The organism is Rhodopirellula bahusiensis (assembly GCF_002727185.1).
GTDB lineage: Bacteria > Planctomycetota > Planctomycetia > Pirellulales > Pirellulaceae > Rhodopirellula > Rhodopirellula bahusiensis.
In genome coordinates this window covers 184,418-201,258 of the sequence record NZ_NIZW01000006.1, presented here as the reverse complement: position 1 = coordinate 201,258, position 16,841 = coordinate 184,418, and the positions used below count along the sequence as shown (strand labels likewise).

Sequence of the window (16,841 nt, the reverse complement as noted above, 5' to 3'; positions counted from 1 at the left end):
CAACGCCAGGTGCTTCAGCGCCAGAGTGCTTCGATCGACTCGCGACGAGTTGGCTTGTTCCATACCACGTTCACGCCCGAGCGAAGTGCGGTGTCAATCTGCGACGGCGTTGCCATACCCGTCAACCAAATATGGCGGTATTCGCGGTTTGCTGCGTCAGCCGGCAATCGACAAGGCTTCGGCGTGGAGGGACGCCATACCGAATCGTCCCAGACCACGTGGGCGTTCGTGAATCGGTCCGCTCGCGTCAGTCCGTCTCGCCGCCAGGTCATCACGGGCATCGACTTATTTTGCTGTGCCGCAATCGATTCAACCGCGTCAAACAATGCGTCCGCCGTCGCCCAAGATCGTGAGACGATGATTAATCCTTGAGTGGTGCATGATCGAGCGGAGTCATCCGAGTCGGGGCGACCGTCCAACCAGTTTGGAAGTGCGTGGGAACTGTCACGCCAACTGATGGACTCGATCCAGTCGTCTTGTCCAGGCAATCCGACCGATGGGGCCACCAGCGGGCCCAACCAACGAAGGATCTTTGCAGTCGGAGCGACTCGCCTCAAATCACGAATCTGACTGGCTTCGACCGAATGCGATCGATCGGTTTGAGCCAACAGAACGTGCGTCAGCGGAAGTCGCGGCGGGGAGGCAACGATGGACGCAACATCGCGATACGTCGCGACCGCATCCGCGTTTCGTTCGCACAGAGCTTTGGCTTGAAGCGTCAGCGGATCCGAAGAGTCTCCCACCCAAGCGACGATGCAAGGTGGACCGGCAATCTCCGCTGGCTCGGGGGCGTCCGGCCATCCTTCGCGTTGGTTTGGTGGCGCGGACGAGTTCGACTCAGAAAGCGTGATTCTCATCGAGTGACATCTCGGCTTCGTTCAAGATCGCCCAAGCGTCCGCCGGCGTGTCACTTGCACGCACGCCTTCCAGGAAGGCTTCATCGGAGACGATCCGGCTCAGTTTGGCCAAAATACGCAGGTGAGAACTGTCGTCATAAGAGCAGATCAAAAAGAATATGTCGGTCAGTTGCCCAGTATCGGAGAAAGCCACCGGTGTGGGACAGACCCCCATCGCCAATACCGACTCAGCCAAGATGGATGTTTGTGGACGGCGAGGGTGAAGCAGAGCGACGCCGCAGTCCAAAGCCGTCGGATGCAACTTTTCGCGAGTTGAAACGGCTTCGGCCATCGCGGGAGCGTCCCACAGCATGCCGGTCCGACTCGCAAGTTCGCACATGTTTCGGATCACGCTGCCGCGAGTTCTGGCGACAAACGGATTGGAAACCAAATCGACGGGGCAGATTTCCGCGAGGGTATGCGGCGGAGCTTTTGACCGCCGGTGGAGTACCGCACGAACTTGGTCGAGTTCGCCTTGGTCGCTCAGTCCGATTCGCTCTTCCAACCAGTGGTGGATTTCGGCCTCGTTGAATTTCCAGTCGCCACCGACCCGCCGGCCCGGCAGATTTCCTCGCGAAACCATTTTGCGGACTTGGTCAGGCGTGATGTGCAAATATTCAGCTAATTGCGGGATGTCTAGATCTTCCATCGCTCATGCTTGCCTAGTTTTCAATGAATTGTGGTGCTCACGAGCCATTCGCCGGCCAGATTTATCTTGACGAAAGTTCGTGAAAATCGCTAAATCGACTCAAGTTGTTGTTTTGACCGCGCCCGCCGACTTCAAAGTGTTTTCTTTTGGCGAACCAATTCCATCCCTTCGTCGCTCCGCAGTCGAGCGCCATCATAGGAGGATTCTCTCGAATCGTCCTCTCCTTGATGGCAGCTTTGTTGGGATGCGGCATGGTCGCGATGGATTCGGCAACTTTGAATGCCCAATCGAATTACGGCGAAACACCTCAGACAAATCTCGCGCCGATCCAATCGCCCGCCATTGGTGCCTCACAGTACGGGCAATCAGGGATTGCTCCTCCCCCAGCTACCGCGAATGGTGCGCCAAATGGGGCCTACGGAAGCTCGATCTACAGCAGCCCCAATTTCGCGACTCCGCCCCGTCCAAACACGGCACCCGTTTCAGGTTCGTTGTTTGACCCGTATGCGTCCGCGGCCTCTGCTCCCAATTCATTCGCGGTGCCTCAGTACACACCGACGACCCCGCCGGGCACGACACCTCTCGGATCGCCTGTTCCTTTAGGTTCCAGTGCCGGAGCCTACCCTCCCGCCACCGGAAACTCAGCGTATCCCAATGGAGGCCTGTTGAACGGTTTGTTCTCCGGCAGCATGTTCACCCAAGGTTCGACGACCGCGCCGTACCAAGGAGCGACCTTCCAAGGCAGCGGATTCGCAACCGGATATGGTGCCGGAACCGGGGTCCCGTATGACGCCGGTTCGATCTACTCCGGCCCGCCGCCGACTTACCCCGGAACCGGGATGGCCTACTCGGGCGGACAAGGATATCCGGGCACCGCCGTTCCTTCGGCGGGGTTGGATCTATATCCGTCCGCAGCCTATCCCTCCGGTTCTCCTTCGACGCTGTTCCCCGGCGGTTTCTCGGGTTCGCCTTCGAGTTTGTTCCCTGGTGGATTCAGTTCTCCTGAAGCGATCAGCGCTTACCGGATGCTCAACGGACCTCGGCTTCGCCACACGTTTATCGGTGGCGGCGATGGAGCGACGGATGTTGGGTACAACCAAACCGACGCTTCGATCGGGTTCGCATTTCAGAATTTTCTGTTCACGACTCGGCCGCTATTTGTCGTTCCATCGTTTTCGCTGTACTTGTTCGATGGACCAGCCACACCGGCCGCCACACCCACGCGAATGTTGCCGAGCAGTGCTTATGCAGCCTTCATTGATTTCGGCTGGCAAACCGACCCCAACCAAATTGTTGGAGCTGAGCTTGGGGTGCGAGTTGGTGCGTACACCGATTTCGACACCTTCAACAGCGACAGCATCCGGGTGCTGGGAAAAGGCTTGGCTTCCTTTCGTTTGACGCCGACATCGACGTTGAAGGCGGGCGTTTACTACTTGGACCGTCTTGATACGAAGCTCCTTCCTGCGGGGGGATTGCTGTGGCAGCCCAACCCATACACGCGGTTCGACATCTTTTTCCCTGAGCCAAAAATCGCGAAATACTGGCGAACGATCGGAACGCGTGACGTTTGGTGGTACTTGGCCGGCGAATACGGCGGCGATTCTTGGACGCTCAGCGATACTTTGCTCGCTCCCGACGGGGAACGCGTCGATATCAATCAGATCAACGCGATGTTCGGATTCGAGTGGGGCAACACGCAATTGTTGCGAACCGGTCAACGCTCCGGCTTCATTGAGGCCGGCATCTCGTTTGACCGTGAATTGCTCTACGAACGTTCTTCATTGGGCAACACAGGCCTGGAAGAAGCGTTTATTCTAAGAGCTGGAATTGGCTACTGAGCCGATTTTCCCGCGGCAGCGAATTTGACGTTGCGTTCGCAGGGGGGCACGTTAAACTCCTGCGATTCAGAAACATTGGCCCACCGCGATCACTAACGATCAGGAAAGCATCAGTCGGTATGACGATTTCGAAAGAACGGAAAGAAGAAGTAATCAGCGAGCACGGCGCCGCGTCCGGAGACACAGGTTCTCCTGAAGTGCAAATCGCTATTTTGACGGAACGAATCAACGGATTGACCGAACACATGCGAACCCACCGCAAGGATTATGCCTCGCGTCGTGGTTTGTTGGGTCTGGTGAGTCGTCGTCGTCGTCTGCTGGATTACGTTCGTGGGCAAGACCCACAACGTTACCTGGATATCATCGGTAAGCTTGGTATCCGCAAGTAATTGGTGACCGGGTGGTCGACGGCATGGCCGCGGCCATGTGGTGTGCGTCCCCCCGGGCTCTTTGGTCCCGGGGTGGGGCGGAGTCGTAGATTGACTGCGGCTCAGCAACGCACTCGGGAGTGTCCTTTTCAGGACTTAGATCCTTCCCATTCATATCAGCGAGCGTGATCGCCGCTTCGCTGGCTCTACTCTGACGTGACTTTGCTGGGCAATCGTTTCGGTTGCACTTGCCTTCCTCGTCAAAGCAGTTCCTTGGTGGCACCTTCGGGTTTCCACTGCGATCCAATCAAGCCAAGCCCACGTTTGATTGTTGCGGATCGTGGATGTCGTATGACGAATTCACGGTCATTTCATTTTGTTGCGTGGTGACTCAGTCGCCACTCTTTCCCATCAGCCGTTGTGGCTGACGAGGCCTTGTTGGCCAGGGATGCAAAACGGGCCGGCTTCGGAAAAGCCGTTCCAATTGTTGTTTGTTGTGTAAGTGCAGGAAAAGAGGTTGTTGTGAGTGTTCAAAAAGTTCGCGTGGAGCGAAAAATTGGTGATTCGGTGCTGTCGTTCGAGACAGGACACATCGCTAAACAAGCAGCCGGCAGCGTGCTGGTTCAATACGGCGATACCGTTGTGCTGGTTGCGGCCGCATCGGGTACGCCACGTCCGGGAATCGATTTCTTCCCATTGATGTGTGACTACCGCGAGCGTTTGGCTGCGGCTGGTAAATTCCCTGGTGGCTTCCTGAAACGCGAAGGCCGTCCCAGTACCAAAGAAATCCTCAGCTCGCGTTTGATGGATCGCCCGATCCGCCCGCTGTGGCCTGCTGGCTACAAAGATGAAGTTCAGGTCCAAGCTTGCGTGATCGCCAGTGACTTGCAAAACGATGGCGACGTGTTGGCAATGATCGGTGGAGCCACCGCGTTGCACATCAGCCCGTTGCCATTCAAAGGCCCTCTCGGCAGTGTCCGAGTCGGTAAGGTTGATGGCAAATTGGTCGCCTTCCCAACCGCTGATCAACTCGAAGAAAGCGAGTTGGACATGATTGTCAGTGGTAGCCGCGACATGGTTGCCATGATCGAAGGCTTCGCCAACGAAATGCCTGAAGATGAAATGATGGAAGCGATTGGCTTCGCTCATGACGCCATCCGCGAAGTCATCGACCTGCAAGAAGAGTTCTACAAGAAGGTCAATCCAGAGAAGACTCCTTACCAGTCTCCTGAAGACGACGGATTGCTCGAGCGTCTGACCGACGCTTACTACAGCGACTTCAAAGCCGCTCAGCAAACTTCGGGCAAACAAGCTCGCGCGGAAGCCGTTCGTGCCGTTCGCGATCGTGCCATGGCCGACGTCATTCCTGATCCAAATGCGTCCGACGCAGTTTGTGTCAATCGCTTCAAAACCGTCTGGCACGACCTCGAAGAAAAGGTCGTTCGCGACTTGATCCTCGCCGGCACTCGCCCCGACGGTCGCGACCACAACTCGCTTCGCGCCATCCACTGCGAAACCGACTTGTTGCCACGCGTCCACGGTTCGGCTTTGTTCCAACGTGGCGAAACCCAAGCCCTCATTACGATCGCTTTGGGAACCAGTCGCGACGAACAACGCGTCGACGGACTGCAAGACGAGTACAGCAAGAAGTTCATGCTGGACTACAACTTCCCATCGTATTCGGTTGGTGAATGCCGTCCGATTCGTGGGCCTGGACGTCGTGAAATCGGACACGGTTGCTTGGCCGAGCGTAGCGTCGCTCCCGTGCTTCCTTCCGCCGACGACTTCCCGTACACGATTCGCGTGATCAGTGACATCACCGAATCCAACGGTAGTTCATCGATGGCATCCGTCTGTGGTGCGACCCTCGGCCTGATGGCTTCGGGCGTTCCAATCAGCAACCCAGTCGCTGGTATCTCGGTCGGCTTGGTTCAAGACGGTCCTGACAACTGGTGCTTGATCACGGACATCCTCGGAACCGAAGATCACTTCGGCGACATGGACTTCAAGATCGCCGGTACCCAAAACGGTATCACCGGCATCCAGTTGGACTTGAAAGTCACCGGTGTCACCAACGACATCATCCGCGCCACGCTGAAACAATCACGTGAAGCTCGGATCGAAATCCTGAAGAAGATGCTGACGACGATTCCTCGTCCTCGTCGCGAAATCTCGCCAACCGCACCACGCTTGCTTCGCACGAAGATCTCGCCCGACAAGATCGGTGCCTTGATCGGTCCTGGCGGAAAGAACATCCGCGGCATCCAAGAAACGACCGGTGCGGTCATCGAAGTGGATGATGAAGGTACCGTTTTGGTTGCCAGCAGCAACAAAGACTCGGCTCAAGAAGCCATGCGTCAAGTTGAGGCTTGCACAGCCACCGTTCAGATCGGCAAGATCTACGACGGAACCGTCAGCAGCATCAAAGAGTTTGGTGCCTTTGTTGAGATCCTTCCTGGTCGCGATGGACTGGTTCACATCAGCGAAATGAGTGGCGGATACATCAGCAGCCTCGACCAAGTGATCGCCGTTGGCGACGCCATGAAGGTCTTGGTCATCGATGTTGACGAGCACGATCGCGTGAAGCTCAGCCGTCGCAAAGCTCTCGAAGAGCTCGGCGAAGAAGATCCTTTGGCCGTTGAAGGCGAAGGTGGCGGCGACAGCGAAGGCGGTGGAGACGGCGAAGAACGCCCACGTCGTCGACGCGGCGGAAGTGGTGGCGGAGGAGGCGGAGGTCGCGGACGCGGCCCACGTCGTAGCGGCGGTGGACGCGATCGCGACTGATCGCTTCTCAACCGAAACTCCACTTGATTGATCATTTCGCCCCGGCATCCAATTCGATGCCGGGGTTTTTTTGTAACGAAAGTGAACAATTCAAATAGTCAATCCGGGTTTCTTAGTGACCGTCGTGACCAGGCGACGACTTCAGGTACGCCATCAAGTCCACCAGCTCACGCTCCGTCATCAAGTCCGAAAGGTTGTTGGGCATCAAGGATCGTTGCGACGCCTGCTGAATCTCAACTGCGTCGACCGGAACATCCTGGCTCTTTCCATCGGAGGTCGTCAGTTTGATGATCTCGTCATCCTGGCTGGCTACCAACCCGACCAGGACGCGGCCGTCATCGAGCAGCAAGCTTTGCGATCGGAAGGCTTGGTCGATGTTCCGATCTGGTAGCACCACATCTTCGACAAGCCGCTCAACGCTTCGAGTGATGGCTCCATCCAATTGCGGCCCGACCAGCTTCCCTTCGCCATGAAGTTGATGGCAGGTTTGGCACTGCTTCGTGAAGACCGCTTTGCCATTCACTGCGTCGCCATTCAGCTTGCGAATCGAAACGAGCAACTGGTTCAGCTTTTCAGTTCGTCCTGAATCGAAAACGATCCCTTCAGTCAAATCATCAAGCTTGTTCCGCAACGCATCGTCCAGTCGCGGGCCGATTGCCTGTTGGACATCCGGATCGACCAGGGTCTCCGCCGCGTAAGCTCCCGATTCAATCGCAGAGAACATTGAATTCATGTCGGCACCGCTACCGATCCATTCCAAAACCAATTCGCGTTGCTGCGCAGCGTTCAAATGCGGCCCAAGATTCTTGAGTGGTTCGACTGCGTCCCACTGCTTGCCGCTGATGGCGGCGACAAGCGACTCAGCCAGTGCGAATTGATTTGTGCCCGTCGACACAAATTGAGCCAACGTTCTGAGTTCGGTCTCGCCATTCAGTTTTGCGAGCGTACTTGCCGCTCGCAATCGAGTCAGCACACCAAGTTGTTTGTCCGATAGCAACTCGTTCAGTTGGCTCTCGAACTCAACCAGCTTCAGACGCTCGATCCAGCTCAGCAGTCTTGTCCACTGGATGGCCGCTCCGGTCGGGGCAATTCGCTTTGGAGTGAAGTCGCCGATCGCCAGCCAGGCGTAGGCGGTACCGGAATCGCCATCGACCGCTTCGATACGAACCGACTGGCCAGCGACGTTTTGTGTGTCCCAAACAATTAATTCGGTCACGTCGGATCGAGGAGGCAACGTTTGCTGCAGGATTTCGCCTGTCTCGGCCAATCGCAGGCGAACCAAGTTTTGCTTCGGGTTCGTTTCCTGCGGTTGTGAATTGTGACCTGCGATCCGAAACTGGATCTGCTCCGGTGCCGCAAACCAATCACTCGCAAACGTTCCGGTGTAAGTCTCGCCAAGTGGGAAGCTGCTGCTCAATTCAGCAAACTTATCGCGTTCCGCTGGAGAACTCGCCACATAGGTCAGCCGCCGCTCGGGCATCCAACTTTGATCCCCCGTTCCGAACCACGCCACCGAAACCTCGGCATTTCCAGTCAAGTCTTTCCAGTCCGATTCGATCAGCTCCAACGCCCAGCCACGAATTGACGCGGGAACGTTCGAGGATTGAAATTTGCCCGCATCACAAATCAGTCGTAACCACTCAAACGATGATTCTCTATCGTCGTCAGCCAATTGCTTCGCAAATTCGACACAGGCATTCATTTGAATTGGTTTGGCCAGCGAAACCGCATGACTCAGCAAAGCTTCCCTGGCTGCTTGGTCGGAATTGGTGAGCGGAGAAACCTTCAGATAGGACAGGATTGGCTCCACCACCTTGCTTTGCTTGAGTCCAAGCATGGCGGAAGCCGTTTCCGCATGGGGCACGGTCTTCCAAAACGGATCGTCCTGAGGCGTACGTTGCATCAAATCGCGAATGGCGATGCGAATCGTTTGCCGAAGTACGAAGTCCTGGTCAGCAACTTCAGCCAACGTCGCAACCAAAGGAGTCACGTCCGAAATCTCTCCTCGTCGCCCCAGAAACTCCGCTGCCATTCGCACCACGTGTGCATTTTCGTGCGTCAGCAACTCGCGGCATTCCTTTAACGCTGCCTCATCGGTGGCGCCCCCTAAACTCTTCCGGATTCGCGAGACCAGTTGTTGGTCTGTGCTGTTCACGTCGAGGTCGTCGGCTTGCTCGCCCGTGTATCGGATTTGCCAGATCCGTCCACTCGTCCGGTCACGTCCCGGGTGTTCCAGCGGCACTTCGTAGTGACCGATGATTTTGTTGTAAAAATCGGCGACGTAGATGTTCCCGTGTTCGTCGACTTGAATGTCGACTGGGCGAAACCATGGATCATCGCTGGTCAAAAAGTCGGGAAGCGCCCGCCCCTTCGCGGTCGCGCCGACAAACTCCCGTTCGTTCCAATTCAATCGCGACGTCATTACGTTTCCGCTGATGAATTGACCCCGAAGCGGTGTGATCGAAGACTCGGGTGGAAAAAATTGAATGCCCGAAATGGCCGTGCTTCCGTGCAGGTGATCCATCATCGGCGGCAGGAACCCCAGCCCATCATCCGGTCTGCCAAAACTGGGGTAACAGGCACCGGCGACCAATTGGCTGATCGGTTTGCTGTGACAGTCCGCTGAATACCAGTATCCCCATTCGTCGCGAGTCATCCCAAACGGATTGACTTGCCCGCGCGCGTGCAACTCCACGCGACTGCCATCGGGACGGAACCGAAATGTGTTGCCCGAATGCATCGTGACAACATGACCGTCCTTGCCAGCGACTTTGCTTTGGTTGTTGAAGCCGTGACAGGCATAGATCCACCCGTCGCCACCGTCTCGCAATGAGTTGATCATTCCATGCGTATCGCGAGACGTGTCGAACGGACCTAATACAACCTCACGGTCGTCGCACTTTCCATCGCCATCGGTGTCTCGCAAGTACCAGATGTTTGGAATGCTGAAGCACAAGCATCCTTCTCCGTAGGGCAAGACACCCATTGGGATGTTCAAGCCATCGGTGAACGTCGTGATCGAATCAGCTGTCCCATCTTGATCGGTGTCTTCGAGAACTTTGACTGAATCAGGACCTTCTTCGTTCGTCGCGACCGGGTAGGGATAGGCGACGCTGTCCGTCACCCAAAGTCGCTGCTTGGAATCCAAAGCCATGTTCAATGGCTTGGCAATATCGGGCTCGGAAGCGAACAGCCGGATCTCGAAGTTCGGCGGCAAGTGAAATCCCGCTTGCTCTTCGCTCGGAGTGCGGTACTCGGTCGATCTCACTCCTTCGCCGTAGACATCCGCTGCGGTCGCTGGTTCGGGCGCACCGATCGGCAGATCCGAAGCGAGGCTTTTGTTTGATTCTGACTCCTGCCCAAATGCCCCTGTGAACAAAGAGCACGCCAGCACGCCGGCGGCGAACGATCGATAACCAATGCTCCCGGGCATCCCGCTACGAAGGGACTTTAATCGAAGACGACTCATGGCATTCATCTCTGTGGGGCGGATTTCAGCAGAAAACACCATACCCCAACCAATTGCCGCGATGGTCGTTTACAATGCGTACCTTCCGATCTTTCGACTCACTTCAAGCTCACATCACGATGCAAAAGTTCATCCATTTCGCCTTTGCTGCTCTCTTGTTTCCGTTGTTCCTCGCGGACGCTGCTCACGGAGAAGATGCCGCGGCGTCGGCCGAGACGAAACCGCTTCAGGTACTGCTCGTCGCCGGCGGTTGCTGCCACGACTACGCCAGCCAAACGAAGCTCCTGAAAGAGGGCCTCGAAGAGCGTCTCGATGCGAAGGTCACCGTGGTCTTGAGTGACAACACCTCCACGCGAGCTCGATTCGACATTTACGAATCCGATGACTGGGCGGATGGCTACGACGTCGTGATTCACGACGAGTGTTCAGCCGACGTCATCGAAAAGCCATACGTGAATCGAATTTTGAAACAGCACCTCGATGGCGTTCCCGCCGTGAACCTTCACTGCGCGATGCACAGCTACCGCTGGGACGACTTTCGCAAACCCGTCGAAGATGGTGCCGACAACGCAGGTTGGTATGAGATGCTCGGATTGCAATCGACCGGCCACGGACCCAAGTTCCCCATCGACGTCAAGCACATGAGCCAACACCCGATCACCGCTGGCATGGAAGATTGGACGACGATCAACGAAGAGCTCTACAACAACGTTCGCGTGTTTGATGGTGCCTCGGCTTTGATCCAAGGTGTCCAAGAGACTCCGCCGAACAAGAGACAGCTGAAGCAAAATCCAAACGCCAAAGCAAAAGAAGCCACCGCCGTCGTTGCGTGGACCAACGAATACGGCCCGAACAAAACGCGAATCTTCAGCACTTCGCTCGGTCACCAAAACGAAACCGTCGCCGACGCACGTTACATGGATCTCGTTTCGCGTGGTGTGCTCTGGGCCGCTGGACAACTCGACGAAACCACCGCCTCAGCCGAGTGAATTCCGAGTTGTTCCTGCGCAACTTCCCAGTGCTCCTTGCTTGAGTTGAAATGATGCGATCACGTCTTGCTTTGGTTTTTCTCGCGTTGCTTGTTTGCCCATCTCTGGTTCAAGCACAACAGCATTTCCTAGGCCAAGGCGTGATGTCCGGCGAAGTCACTTCGACTAGTGTGCTGCTGCAGACGCGACTGACCGCGAGAGAAGGGCTGGACGAATCCGGAGACCTGCCCGGACGAGCGGGAAGGGTCCGTTTCGAATGGTCCGTCAGCCCCGATTTTGAATCGTCGCAAACAAGCGATCTGTTGCTCGCGGAACCTGGCAACGACTTCATCGTGCGGCACCAAGTGTCGTCGCTCGCCCCTGGAACGCGTTACTACTATCGAGCTTTGGTTTCCGCTGCGACCGAAGAACGTCCGGTCGAGCCCATCGGTCAGTTCCAAACTCTTCCGGGCGAAGATTCCGAGACTGACGTCGAGTTCCTTGTTTTCAGTTGCATGAACTACAACAAGTTCTTGCACGGCAAGAAAGCCAAATCATCCGGTCCACTGACCGCCACGGAAGAGGACAAGCGATTGGGTTATCCGTCGTTGGTCCACATGAAAGAACTCTCGCCAGCATTCTTCGTCGGTACCGGCGACATTGTCTACTACGACAATCCCTTTCGAAATGCAGAGACGCTATCGCAGCTCCGAAAGTGCTGGCACGAACAATTCCGCTTCCCGCGTCTGATCGATTTCTTGAAAGAAGCTCCGGGGTATTGGTCCAAAGACGACCATGACTTCCGTTTCAACGATTCGGACCACGACAAAGACCGCCTGCCGCTTCCACAAACCGGAATCGATGTCTTTCGAGAACAATTGCCGATCGTTCCCGCTGGCGATCAAGACTCACCGACCTATCGAACTTTTCGCGTCAACAAGCACCTTCAAATTTGGTTGACCGAAGGTCGCGACTACCGATCGCCCAATCGCATGAAGGATGGACCTGAGAAGACGTTGTGGGGCAACGAGCAAAAGCAATGGCTGCAGAGCACATTGAAAGCGAGTGACGCGAAATGGAAATTGCTGATTTCGCCCACGCCTCTCGTCGGCCCCGACGATGCCTACAAGAAAGACAATCACGCCAACTTGAAAGGCTTTCGACACGAGGCGAATGAATTTTTCGAGTGGTTGGAATCCAACGAAATCGATCACTTCATGACGATGTGCGGCGACCGACACTGGCAGTACCACAGCATTCATCCGTCTGGCATTCAAGAGTTTGCCTGTGGTGCCTTGAATGACGAAAACTCTCGCATGGGCGTATTGCCGGGATCGCGAAGAGGTACCGACCCCGATGCTTTGATCCGGCAACCATTCATCTCACCGGAACCCAGCGGCGGTTTTCTATCGATCACAGCAGGCGAAGACTTGCTGATCAAGTTCTACAACGACGAAGGCAAGCTTCTCTACGAAGCCCGCCCCTGATCGCGATCTGGCGATTTCCAACCGCGAATGGGCGGTGCCTGCTGCGCCGAACGAGAATTGATTGCCCGCCACTTTCGCCAGTTTAAAAATGGGCATGCAAAAATCAAGCTCGGCTATGGGATTCCTGCGGCTTCAGTGGAAACTAATCCGGCTGAAACGTCGTCTGAAGACGCTTCAGACACCACTAACCCCCGCATCGCCCCGCCTTTCGATGAGTTGCAGCATGATTTTTCGGCCGACTTTGATGTCCATGTTGGCATGTATCACACTCCAGGTTGCCGTGGCGCAAGAGCAGTCCAAGCCACATCCGGCAACCTTGCCCCATCCAAAAGTTGAGCCAGCACTCGAGACCATCCACGCGACCATTTCGGACGGGCCGTTCAAAGCCGACTGGAATTCGTTGGAAGACTATGAGATTCCACAGTGGTACAAGGATGCAAAATTTGGCATCTTCATTCACTGGGGTGCTTACAGCGTTCCTGCGTACGGAAGCGAATGGTACCCGCGGCAGATGTACATCAATCGCGACCGCCGTGGCGACAATTTCTTCCAGCATCACATCGACACATTCGGTCCGCAAAAGACGTTTGGCTACAAAGACTTCATCCCGCAGTTCAAAGCGGAAAAGTTTGACGCTGGACAATGGGCCCAGCTCTTCAAAGACACCGGTGCTCGCTACGTCATTCCGGTTGCCGAGCATCATGACGGTTTCCCAATGTACGACTGTGCGTTCACCCGTTGGGACGCCTCTGAGATGGGACCCCAACGCGACGTGATTCAAGAGTTATCAGAAGCCGTTCGCGCGGAAGGCATGAAATTCGGAGTCAGCAGCCACCGAGCGTTCAATTGGATGTTCTACGTGCGTGACGAATCGTACGACAACGCAGACCCTCAGTACGCAGACCTTTATGGTCGGCCAATGCCGTTCCTCTTCGAGGACAACGCTTGGGACTACCAACACAACTTCACGCCACAAGATGACCAGTTCAAAGACGATTGGTTGGCTCGGTCTTGCGAATTGGTGGACAAGTACAAACCCGATGTGTTTTGGTTTGACTTTGGTATCACACCCAAGCACGGCGACTCGACTTATCTCAACAACACGTACGCCGAGCACCTGCAAAAATTTGCTGCCTACTACTACAACAAAACGTCGGCCAAAGATTCCGACCTCGGCATCATCAACTACAAGTTCAACGCGTTTCCCGAATCGGCTGCGGTTCTGGACAAAGAGCGTTCGAAGATGGCAGAGATTCGCAAGCCGTTCTGGCAAACCGACACGGCAGTCAGCTCCAGTTCATGGGGATACACCGAAAACCAACGCTACAAGACTCCAGAGCGTTTGGTGAATGACCTGGTCGACATCGTCAGCAAGAACGGCTGTTTGCTGTTGAACGTGGGGCCACGTGCTGACGGCACCATCCCAGAAGAAGACCAAGCGATCTTGAAAGCCATCGGTGATTGGTTGAAGGTCAACGGAGAAGCCATCTACGACACGACGTACTGGAAGACCTTTGGCGAAGGTCCAACTTCGGTCTCCACCGGGCACGTCTCCGAGTCGAAAGACAAGCCGTTCACGTCGGAAGACTTGCGTTTCACCACGAACGACAATGTCTTGTACGTCCACGGATTGAAGTGGCCGAAAGACAACCAGATCACGATCAAGACATTGGCTCAGGGCAGCGATCTCTACCCAGAGGAAATTGGCGCCATCGAATTGCTTGGGTCGGACGAGAAACTGGATTGGGAACGCGGCGATAGTGGCGTGACCGTTTCACTTCCAGCGGACAAAGCGTCGAAGTTTGCTTACGTCCTGAAGGTCACTCAGTGATGCCAGAGTCCGTCGCTTCTCGACAAACTGAGAAACCTGCTGTGCCAACAATCGGCAACATGCTCCCGCCAATCATTTTTGGCACCAGTGCGTTGGGCAACCTCTACCAAGCGGTCGATCGTGACACCAAACGGTCGATTGTGTCGGAATGGTTTGCTCAGTGCGATGGCGTCGTCGCTGCTGATTCGGCTGGAAAGTATGGAGCCGGGTTGGCGTTGGAAAGCATGGCGGATGCTCTGCGATCATTGCAGGTTGCTCCCGACCAGATTTTGATCAGCAATAAACTCGGTTGGCGGCGAGTTCCTCTGACCTCTCCCGAACCGACTTTCGAGCCCGGTGCTTGGGTTGGTTTAAAACATGATGCCGTTCAAGACATCAGCTACGATGGTATCCTGCGTTGTTGGGAACAAGGCTGCGAGTTGCTGTCGCCGTATCGGCCGCAATTGGTATCGGTCCATGATCCCGATGAGTACCTGGCGGCGGCATCCGGCGAAGACGATCGAAAACGTCGTTGGGATGATATCTTGGGTGCCTACCAGGCGCTGAGCGAACTTCGCGACCGCGGTGACGTTCTCGCGATCGGTGTTGGTTCAAAGGACTGGCGAGTCTCCGAGGAGTTGGCAAAGTCTCTTCCATTGGACTGGGTCATGCTCGCGACCAGTCTCACGATCCGGACACACCCCGAACCCTTGTTGGACTTTGTCGAGACGATGCGTCTTCAAGGTGTCAGTGTGATCAACTCCGCGGTTTTTCACGCGGGATTTCTGACTGGTGGCGACCACTACGATTATCGAAAAGTCACCGGCGAAAGTGTTGAAGATCAAGAGCTGATCGCGTGGCGAGAACGTTTCCAGATTCAGTGCGACCGATTCAACGTTCGCCCCGCTGAAGCATGCGTCGCCTTTGGTATGTCACCGCCCGGTGTCGTGGCAACGGCTTTGAACAGCAGCAAGCCCAGCCGGATTGCTCAGAATGTTCAGCTGGTTTCATCAGAGCCTCCCGCTGAGTTTTGGGAATCGATGAAACGCGACGGATTGATCGACGCGTCTTATCCCCACGTCTGAATCAAGGCGTTATCATCAGCTCGAGTCACGCCGTTTGGTCTTCGCGTGAACACTTCTTTCATTGCTCCTCCAACCTTTCCCTAAGAAACTCATGGCTGAACCAATCGTCGCTGAACCGCAAGCTGAGGCTGAAGTGGTTCCCAAGAGTTACTTGGTCGCGTTTGTTCTGACGACGTTCTGTTTCGCTTTGTGGGGCTTTGCCAACGACATCACCAATCCGTTGGTGGAAGCGTTTGGACGAATCTTCAATCAGAGCAATTTTGTCAGCTCGTTTGTGCAGTTTGCTTTCTATGGTGGCTACTGTTTCATGGCGTTGCCGGCTGCACTGTTCATCAAAAAATTCTCTTACAAGACCGGCCTCCTGGTTGGCCTTGCTCTCTATGCGTTGGGTGGACTCGCTTTCATTCCCGCGGCGAGTGTCGGTGAGTTCATGCCGTTCCTCATCGCATTCTTCGTGATGACCTGCGGACTGAGTTTTTTGGAAACAAGCGCCAACCCCTACATCCTTTCGATGGGGCCGGCATCAACCGCGACGCAGCGTTTGAACCTGGCACAATCCTTCAACCCAATTGGCTCGATCGTCGGCATCCTTACCGCGAAGTACGCCATCCTTTCAAACATCAATTCATTGGATGGTCCCAAACGAGCGGAGTTGCCCATCGAAGAATTTGATGCCATGAAGTTCTCGGACCTGGCGATTGTGCGTGGTCCTTACGTGGCCATTGGGTTGGTGATCGTGACCATGTTTGTGCTGATTTTGGTCAAGAAGATGCCACGCAACCAGGACTCGGATGGATCGCTCGATATCGGCGGAACAATCGGGCGTCTGATGGCGAATTCGCGATATGTCGGCGGTGTGATCGCTCAAGCGTTTTATGTCGGTGCGCAAATCATGTGCTGGACCTTCACTGCCCAGTACGGCAAAGGGGTTTTCATGGCCGATGGGATGTCCGCCGGAGACGCCGCCACTGCCGCATCGTCGTTCACGCTGTATTCGATGGTCTTGTTTGCCGTGGCCCGATTCGTATGCACATTCCTGCTGAAATATGTTCGCCCCGGAGCCCTGCTGATGGTTTTGGCCGTTGGTGCAATCGGGTTGTTGGTTCCCGTCATGTTCGTCGGTGGCATCGTGGGCCTGTGGGCTCTCGTCGGTGTCTCAGGCTGCATGTCTTTGATGTTCCCAACGATCTATGGCATCGCCCTGGATCGAGTGGGGGACGACGCGAAGTTGGGTGCCGCGGGGTTGGTGATGGCGATCGCGGGCGGATCCATCATGCCTCCGCTGCAAGGCTATTTGATCGACACATGGTCGCTGAATTTGTCATTTGTTTTGCCCGCGGTCTGTTTCGTCGTGATTGCAATCTACGGCTTGTTCACCTCAAAACCTGAAGCTCCAGTTGCGACGGCAGCCGCCTGATCAGCAAACCGGATAGAAATTTCCATCCCAGTGTGTGACACTGGGCGGGCTTTCCACTCGGACACGTGCG

Annotated in this window: 12 protein-coding genes; 9 read left to right on the top strand and 3 right to left on the bottom strand. The window is 55.6% G+C overall.

What is annotated here, in order from left to right:
- Positions 1-14 precede the first annotated feature (14 nt).
- Together CEE69_RS08625 and CEE69_RS08620 are read right to left on the bottom strand one after the other, a co-directional pair.
- Positions 15-857 carry a hypothetical protein gene (locus CEE69_RS08625; protein WP_099260284.1) on the bottom strand — a complete coding sequence of 281 codons (843 nt, stop codon included), beginning with the start codon at positions 855-857 and terminating at the stop codon, positions 15-17.
- On the bottom strand, positions 838-1,545 hold the full coding sequence (locus tag CEE69_RS08620) for a PTS sugar transporter subunit IIA (RefSeq protein ID WP_099260283.1): 708 nt from the start codon (positions 1,543-1,545) through the stop codon (positions 838-840). Before CEE69_RS08620 ends, CEE69_RS08625 begins: the two co-directional genes overlap by 20 nt.
- Positions 1,546-1,772: 227 nt before the next feature.
- Here CEE69_RS08620 and CEE69_RS08615 point away from each other — a divergent pair, with 227 nt between their 5' ends.
- The 3 genes from CEE69_RS08615 to pnp all read left to right on the top strand — a co-directional run bounded on the left by CEE69_RS08615 (position 1,773) and on the right by pnp (position 6,535).
- A complete protein-coding gene (locus CEE69_RS08615; RefSeq protein WP_099260282.1) occupies positions 1,773-3,383 on the top strand; it encodes a hypothetical protein in 1,611 nt (536 codons plus the stop codon).
- A gap of 119 nt (positions 3,384-3,502) precedes the next feature.
- On the top strand, positions 3,503-3,772 hold the full coding sequence (gene rpsO, locus CEE69_RS08610) for a 30S ribosomal protein S15 (RefSeq protein ID WP_099260281.1): 270 nt from the start codon (positions 3,503-3,505) through the stop codon (positions 3,770-3,772).
- 501 nt (positions 3,773-4,273) lie between these two features.
- Positions 4,274-6,535 (top strand): polyribonucleotide nucleotidyltransferase, encoded by a 2,262-nt coding sequence (pnp, locus tag CEE69_RS08600; protein ID WP_099260465.1) that lies wholly within the window; start codon positions 4,274-4,276, stop codon positions 6,533-6,535.
- A 112-nt stretch (positions 6,536-6,647) separates the two neighbouring features.
- On the opposite strand, the gene CEE69_RS08595 is transcribed toward pnp, so the two are convergent.
- Complete coding sequence (locus CEE69_RS08595; RefSeq protein WP_099260463.1) at positions 6,648-10,004, bottom strand: PVC-type heme-binding CxxCH protein; 3,357 nt, start codon at positions 10,002-10,004, stop codon at positions 6,648-6,650.
- 74 nt (positions 10,005-10,078) lie between these two features.
- Between CEE69_RS08595 and CEE69_RS08590 the strand changes: the two genes are divergently transcribed.
- The 6 genes from CEE69_RS08590 to fucP all read left to right on the top strand — a co-directional run bounded on the left by CEE69_RS08590 (position 10,079) and on the right by fucP (position 16,771).
- Positions 10,079-10,993, top strand: a complete 915-nt coding sequence (locus tag CEE69_RS08590) for a ThuA domain-containing protein (RefSeq protein WP_233215059.1) — start codon at positions 10,079-10,081, stop codon at positions 10,991-10,993.
- Positions 10,994-11,043: 50 nt separating this feature from the next.
- Complete coding sequence (locus CEE69_RS08585; protein WP_099260279.1) at positions 11,044-12,459, top strand: alkaline phosphatase D family protein; 1,416 nt, start codon at positions 11,044-11,046, stop codon at positions 12,457-12,459.
- A 27-nt stretch (positions 12,460-12,486) separates the two neighbouring features.
- Positions 12,487-12,795 carry a hypothetical protein gene (locus CEE69_RS33115; protein WP_233215086.1) on the top strand — a complete coding sequence of 103 codons (309 nt, stop codon included), beginning with the start codon at positions 12,487-12,489 and terminating at the stop codon, positions 12,793-12,795.
- Positions 12,704-14,290: an alpha-L-fucosidase gene (locus CEE69_RS08580; protein WP_233215083.1), complete on the top strand. Its 1,587-nt coding sequence runs from the start codon at positions 12,704-12,706 to the stop codon at positions 14,288-14,290. Before CEE69_RS33115 ends, CEE69_RS08580 begins: the two co-directional genes overlap by 92 nt.
- A 59-nt stretch (positions 14,291-14,349) precedes the next feature.
- Complete coding sequence (locus tag CEE69_RS08575; protein ID WP_233215058.1) at positions 14,350-15,354, top strand: aldo/keto reductase; 1,005 nt, start codon at positions 14,350-14,352, stop codon at positions 15,352-15,354.
- A 91-nt stretch (positions 15,355-15,445) separates the two neighbouring features.
- Complete coding sequence (fucP, locus tag CEE69_RS08570) at positions 15,446-16,771, top strand: L-fucose:H+ symporter permease (RefSeq protein WP_099260276.1); 1,326 nt, start codon at positions 15,446-15,448, stop codon at positions 16,769-16,771.
- Positions 16,772-16,841: the final 70 nt, after the last annotated feature.